This is a genomic window from Amycolatopsis sp. SID8362 (assembly GCF_010550475.1).
Taxonomy (GTDB): Bacteria; Actinomycetota; Actinomycetes; order Mycobacteriales; family Pseudonocardiaceae; genus Amycolatopsis; species Amycolatopsis eburnea.
Map to the genome: position 1 here is coordinate 1 of NZ_JAAGNB010000010.1, position 5,399 is coordinate 5,399.

The 5,399-nt window shown below is 73.2% G+C and carries 5 protein-coding genes; 2 read left to right on the forward strand and 3 right to left on the reverse strand.

Annotation, left to right across the window (positions count from 1 at the left end; translation table 11 throughout):
- A partial coding sequence (locus G3I65_RS00940; protein ID WP_309235224.1) for an ion channel occupies positions 1 to 555 on the reverse strand: 555 nt, incomplete at its 3' end.
- A 177-nt stretch (positions 556 to 732) separates the two neighbouring features.
- On the opposite strand from G3I65_RS00940, the gene G3I65_RS00945 reads away from it, so the two are divergent.
- Positions 733 to 2,757, forward strand: coding sequence for a glycosyl hydrolase family 65 protein (locus G3I65_RS00945; protein ID WP_160693852.1), 2,025 nt, complete (start codon positions 733 to 735; stop codon positions 2,755 to 2,757).
- On the opposite strand, the gene G3I65_RS00950 is transcribed toward G3I65_RS00945, so the two are convergent.
- Complete coding sequence (locus G3I65_RS00950) at positions 2,729 to 3,547, reverse strand: FkbM family methyltransferase (RefSeq protein WP_160693854.1); 819 nt, start codon at positions 3,545 to 3,547, stop codon at positions 2,729 to 2,731. The two genes, G3I65_RS00945 and G3I65_RS00950, sit on opposite strands and share 29 nt — an antisense overlap.
- Before the next feature lie 96 nt (positions 3,548 to 3,643).
- Between G3I65_RS00950 and G3I65_RS00955 the strand changes: the two genes are divergently transcribed.
- Positions 3,644 to 3,802, forward strand: coding sequence for a hypothetical protein (locus tag G3I65_RS00955; RefSeq protein WP_160693856.1), 159 nt, complete (start codon positions 3,644 to 3,646; stop codon positions 3,800 to 3,802).
- Position 3,803: 1 nt separating this feature from the next.
- Here G3I65_RS00955 and G3I65_RS00960 read toward each other — a convergent pair.
- Positions 3,804 to 5,399 (reverse strand): DEAD/DEAH box helicase (locus tag G3I65_RS00960; protein ID WP_160693858.1); only part of this gene is annotated, 1,596 nt, incomplete at its 5' end.

Sequence of the window (5,399 nt, forward strand, 5' to 3'; positions counted from 1 at the left end):
CGCCACGCCCGCCCTGGCCAGGACGCCGTCCGCCGTCGGGTCGCCGCGGACGAACCGCACCGGCCGGTCCGGCATCGGGTGGACGCCGACCTCCTCGCCCGCGCAGAGCACCAGCCCGGGCACGCCGTCGGCGAGCAGCTGGGCCACGATCCGCTCGGTCCGCCCGGCGGCGTACCCGATCAGCACCGTGTGCCCGCTCGCGCGCACCGCCTCCGTCCCCTGCATCCGCCGTCCCTTCGCCTGTTCCAGCACCGAAGCGAGCTTGGTGAACACCGTCGTCAGGGTCGCGATCCCGCCGACGATGACGTAGGCGCCCACGAGGTGCCCGGCCACGGTCTCGGGTGAGAAGTCGCCGTACCCGACCGTGGTCGCGGTGACGACGAAGTACCACCAGTACGTCCCGGGCCGGACCAGCTCGCTGCCCGCCGGCTCGGCCAGCGCCATCAGCGGCCAGCTGGTCGCGAACACGACGAGCACCACCGCGGCCGGCAGCAGCCACCCGCGGCCGGGCGTGAGGACCCAGCGCGCGAACAGCCGCGAAAGGAAGAACGTCACCCGCCCTCCTCACTCAGCGCGACCACGGTCCCGACACCCGATCACACGGTGCGACCGGGCACAACGATCTTTACCCGACCGTGACGCCGGACAGAAACGGACAGAATCCCTCCGTTCGCGGGGAAATCCCGCCGTTCCGTGGTGCACTGGCAGCGATCTACGCGAAGGGGTACGCGCATGGTGCACGAGATCCGGCGGCGGTTCGGCGCGGCGGTCCTGGTGGTGGCGACGGCGTGCGGGGTGCTCACCGGCCCGGCGGCCGCGGCGCCCGCGGCACTCCCCTCGCTCGAGTTCGCGAACCCCGGCAGCCAGGCGCTGTACGGCGCCGCCTACGACGCGGCGCTCGACAACCTGGTGCGCACCAACACGATCGGCTACGACCCGAAGTACGACAAGAGCGGCCTGCTCGACCCGTCCGTCGGCTTCGTCCGCGCCGGTGGCGGCTACGCCCAGCCGTGGACGCGCGACGCGTCGGTCAACAGCTGGAACGCGACCAGCCTCCTCGACCCGGCGCTGGCCCGGAACACGCTCTGGGCGGTGGTGGACAAGGACGGCGGCGGCGCGCTGCGCGTGCAGCAGGACGACCAGCAGTGGGACCAGGTCGTCTGGGCGACCGCCGCGTGGCACCACTTCCTCGTCACCGGCGACCGCGCGTTCCTCGAAAACGCCTACGCCACCACGAAGAACACCCTCGCCATCCGGGAAACCGCGACCACGGCCGGGTTCAACCGCACCTACGGGTTGTTCACCGGCGCGTCCTTCTTCAACGACGGCATCGCCGGCTACCCGGCGCCCCCGGCCGACGCCACCGAATCGGTCAGCACCGGCAGCATGCCGTGGCCCGGCGTCGCGAGCGGGATGTTCTTGAGCACCAACGAGGTCTACTACGCGGCCTACGTCAACGCCGCGAACATGGCCGGGCAGCTGGGCCGGCCCGCCGCCGAAGCCGCCGCGTACCGCACCAAGGCCACCGCGCTGAAGAACGCGATCAACCGGAACTTCTGGAACCCGGAGACCGGCCTGTACGACTACCAGCTCCTCGTCGACGGCACCCGCGGCGCCTACCAGGAGGGCACGGGGCTCGCGTTCGCGCTGCTCTTCGGCGTCGCGAACCCCGCGCAGGCCCGCTCGATCGTCGCCAACGCGCGCGAAATGGCGTGGGGCATGCCCGACACCTATCCGAACTGGGCGCGCTACTCCGACGCGCAGCCGGGCCGCCACAACGCGATCGTCTGGCCGCTCGTGCAGGGCCTGTGGGCGAAAGCGCTGGCCGGGCAAGGCGAGCAGAACGGTTTCGCCGCCGAGACCGCGCGCCTGGCGAAGCTGGCCGGCTCGAACAGCGGCTACTGGGAGATCTACAACGGTGGCACCGGGGTCGTCGACGGCGGCTACCAGCGGCTCGGCGACACGGTGAAGTTCCACTGGGGCTCCGAGCCCGACCAGACGTGGTCCGCGACCGCGTTCCTCGACATGATCCACAGTGGACTGTTCGGGCTGCGCTTCACCGCTCGCGGCCTGTCCTTCGCCCCGACCCTGCCCAGCGGCTGGGGCGACGTCACCCTGCGGCACCTGCGGTACCGGGCCGCGGACCTCACCGTCACGCTCCGCGGCGCGGGCACCGTGATCCGCTCGGTCACCCTCGACGGCCGGCCCGCCGCCGCCGGAATCCCGGCCACGCTCGGCGGCGCGCACACCGTCGAGATCACCCTGACCGGCGCACCCGCGGGCGACCGCGACGGCGACGGCGTCCCCGACGCCCAGGACCGCTGCGCCGACACCGCCGGGACCGTCGCGGGCTGCCCGGACCCGGCGCACCTCGAAGCCGAAGACGCGCACAACACCGGCGGGGTCAAGACGAACGTCAACCACACCGGTTACTCCGGCCGCGCCTTCCTCGACGGGCTCTGGGCCGAGGGCGCGGCGTCGGCGTTCACGATCCACCGCACCACCACCGCGCCGTCGACCGGCACGCTCACCGTCCGGTACGCCAACGCCAACGGCGACGCCCGCACCATGACGCTGTCCGTCGACGGCCACCCGCTGCGGCAGCTGAGCTTCCCGAAGGTCTCCGACAGCTGGGACGACTGGGGCACGGCGACCTTCGGCGACATCCCGCTCACCGGCCAGGACCCGGTGCTGACCCTGTCCTACGCGCCCGGCGACACCGGCCGGATCAACCTCGACTGGCTCGGGTACCGCTGACCGCGAACACCATCCCGATGTCCGCGGCCTCCTGGACGGGGTCCTGCACCGCTTCGACGGTGAACCCGCGCGAGGCGAAGACGTCGCGGACGGTGTCGCGGTGCTCGCGCCACCCTTCGACCTCGACGACCGCCTGCCGCACCAGCGGCCAATGCCGGTCTTCGAGGCCGCGCAGGACGTCGAGCTCGGCCCCTTCGACGTCGACCTTGAGCAGGTCCACGCGCTCGATGCCGTGCTCGTCGAGCACCGCCGAGAGCGGCCGGACCCGGACGCGGTGGGTTTCGAGCTCCCGCATCACGCGGAGCTTGCGCCCGACGATGCCGCGCAGCACGGGCGCGGGCACCCGGCGCAGCCCGCCGCCGAGGCCGCCCCGCCGGATCATCTCGACGACGCTGGCGGTGACCCGGCGGCGCTCGACCTCGATGTTGCCCTCGTCCCGCAGCGACGACGAAAAGATGGTCGCGGCCGGGAAGTAGCTGAAGTCGAGCTCGGCCTCGACGGCGGCGAGACCGTACGGCAACGCGGTCAGCCGGCCGTCGAAGAAGTCGCGGCCGTTGCGTTCCAGCGTCGCGAACAACGGCGGGAGCGGCTCGAAGGCGTAGATCCGCGCGTCGCCGCAGAGGCGCTCGAACACGGCGGCGGAGAAGACGCCGACGTTGGCGCCGACGTCGAGGACGGTCGCGCCGGGGGTCAGGTCGATGCCGTTGGCGAAGTAGGCGCCCACCTCCTCGCGCAGGAAGGCCACCTCCCACGCGTTGATGCTGTGGAGGTCGATCGCGTCCAGGGGCACGGGCGAAGGAATATCAGCATCGGCCGCGGCGGTCCACCCCCGGAAGGCGCTTTCCGCGCCGGCGTGAACCGGCGCCCGCCGGGGTAACCGCCGGGCATGACCGAAGCCGAGCACCAGCCCATCAGCCCCGACGTACCCCGCACGCCCGGCACCCCGGACGTCGACCTCGACATCGAAATCCCCGAGACCGAGCGGAAGCGGCCCGGCGGCCAGGACGTCGACGAGGACGCCGGCGAGACCGAGCCGACCGGCTGAGCTACCCGGCAGGCCAGGGGCGGGCCGCGGTCAGCAGGCCGATCATGCCCGCGACCAGCCGCATCTGCTCCACCGTCCGGATGTCGGCCTCGACCAGCCGCGGCGAGCACACCAGGATCGCCAGCGCCTGCGCCCGCGAGAGCGCGACGTTGAGCCGGTTGCGCGAGAGCAGGAAGTCGAGCCCGCGCGGCAGGTCGACCGCCGACGACGACGTCATGGTCGTGAGCACCACGGGCGCTTCCTGGCCCTGGAACCGGTCGACCGTGCCCACCCGCACCCCGGGGAACCCGGCCTCTTCCAGCGCCCGGCTCACCGTGCGCGCCTGCAGGTTGTAGGGCGCGACCACGACGATGTCGGCGTCGGTGAGCGGCCGGGTCGTGCCGTGGTCGGTCCACGCGCGGCCGTGCAGGTCCGCGACGATCGACGTGACGACGGCGGCTTCTTCGACCGAGCGGGTCGTGTTGCCGGTGTGGTCGGCCGCGGCCAGGTACAGCCCCGCCTCGACGCCCTCGATCGACCGCTCGGCCGCCGACGGGTGCGAGTGCAGGCGGCCGGCGTAGGACAGCTCCGAAACCGGCGCGCAGACGGCCGGGTGCATCCGCCGCGTCTCGTCGAGGAAGTAGCCCAGCTCGGGCGGCATGATGTCGGCGTCGCCGATCAGGTGGCCCAGCGCCGAGGCCTCCGCGCCCGCCGGGTGCGTCCCCTGCACCACCTGGGGCAGCTGCTGCGGATCGCCCAGCAGCAGGACGTTCTTGGCGCACACGGACACCGCGAGCGCGTCGGCGAGGGCGAACTGGCCCGCCTCGTCGATGATCAGGAAGTCGAAGGGCTCTTCGCGGATGGCGGCGTTGGCGAACGTCCACGCCGTGCCGCCGACCAGGTGCCCGGTGTCGTGCTCCTCGCGCCACTTGACCAGCGCCGGGTTGCTCTTCGGCTGGTCCCACGGCGCCGCCGGGTCCGGGGTCCGCTTCGCGCGCTTGGCGCAGGGCAGGTCCGGCGCGCTCTTCTTCGCCGCGCTCAGGACGTTTTCCACGGCCTTGTGGCTGTTCGAGGTGACCGCGACGGTCCGGCCCGCGCGCACCAGCCGGGCGATCAGCCTGCCGGCGAGGTAGGTCTTGCCCGCGCCCGGCGGTCCCTGCACCGCGAGCGTCGAGCCGTCCATCTCCTCGACGGCGTCGATCACCGTGGCGACCAGGTCGTCCCCCGGTTCGGGCAGCGCCGCACCCCAGCGCAGCCGCGGCGGGGTCCGGCGGAGCAGGTCGATCCCGGGGTGGCGCGGCAGCTCCGGCAGCGTCTCGATGGTCAGCCGGGCGAGCTCGGCGACCGCCTCGTCCTTGGGCGACGGCCGGACCGGGCTGCCGGGCAGGACCGCCGTCGGCCGGTCGTTCGTGGTGGCGTCGGGCGGGCTGCTCTCCTCGACCGTCAGCTCGACCGCCGACGCGGCGACGACCTTCCCGTCACGGGCGGTGTCGCCGTAGCGCAGCCGCACCTCGTCGCCGGGCGCGAACGGGTGCGGCCGGTCCGGGTCGCAGGCGAGCTGCAGCGTCCGCTTCGCCGTGCGGACCCGCCCGGCCGGGGGCACCCACTCCCCCGCTTC

Bases quoted from the DNA above. Each gene is read 5' to 3' on its own strand.
- G3I65_RS00945 (WP_160693852.1), top strand. From the start codon at position 733: ATGGTGCACGAGATCCGGCGGCGGTTCGGCGCGGCGGTCCTGGTGGTG.
- G3I65_RS00955 (WP_160693856.1), top strand. From the start codon at position 3,644: ATGACCGAAGCCGAGCACCAGCCCATCAGCCCCGACGTACCCCGCACG.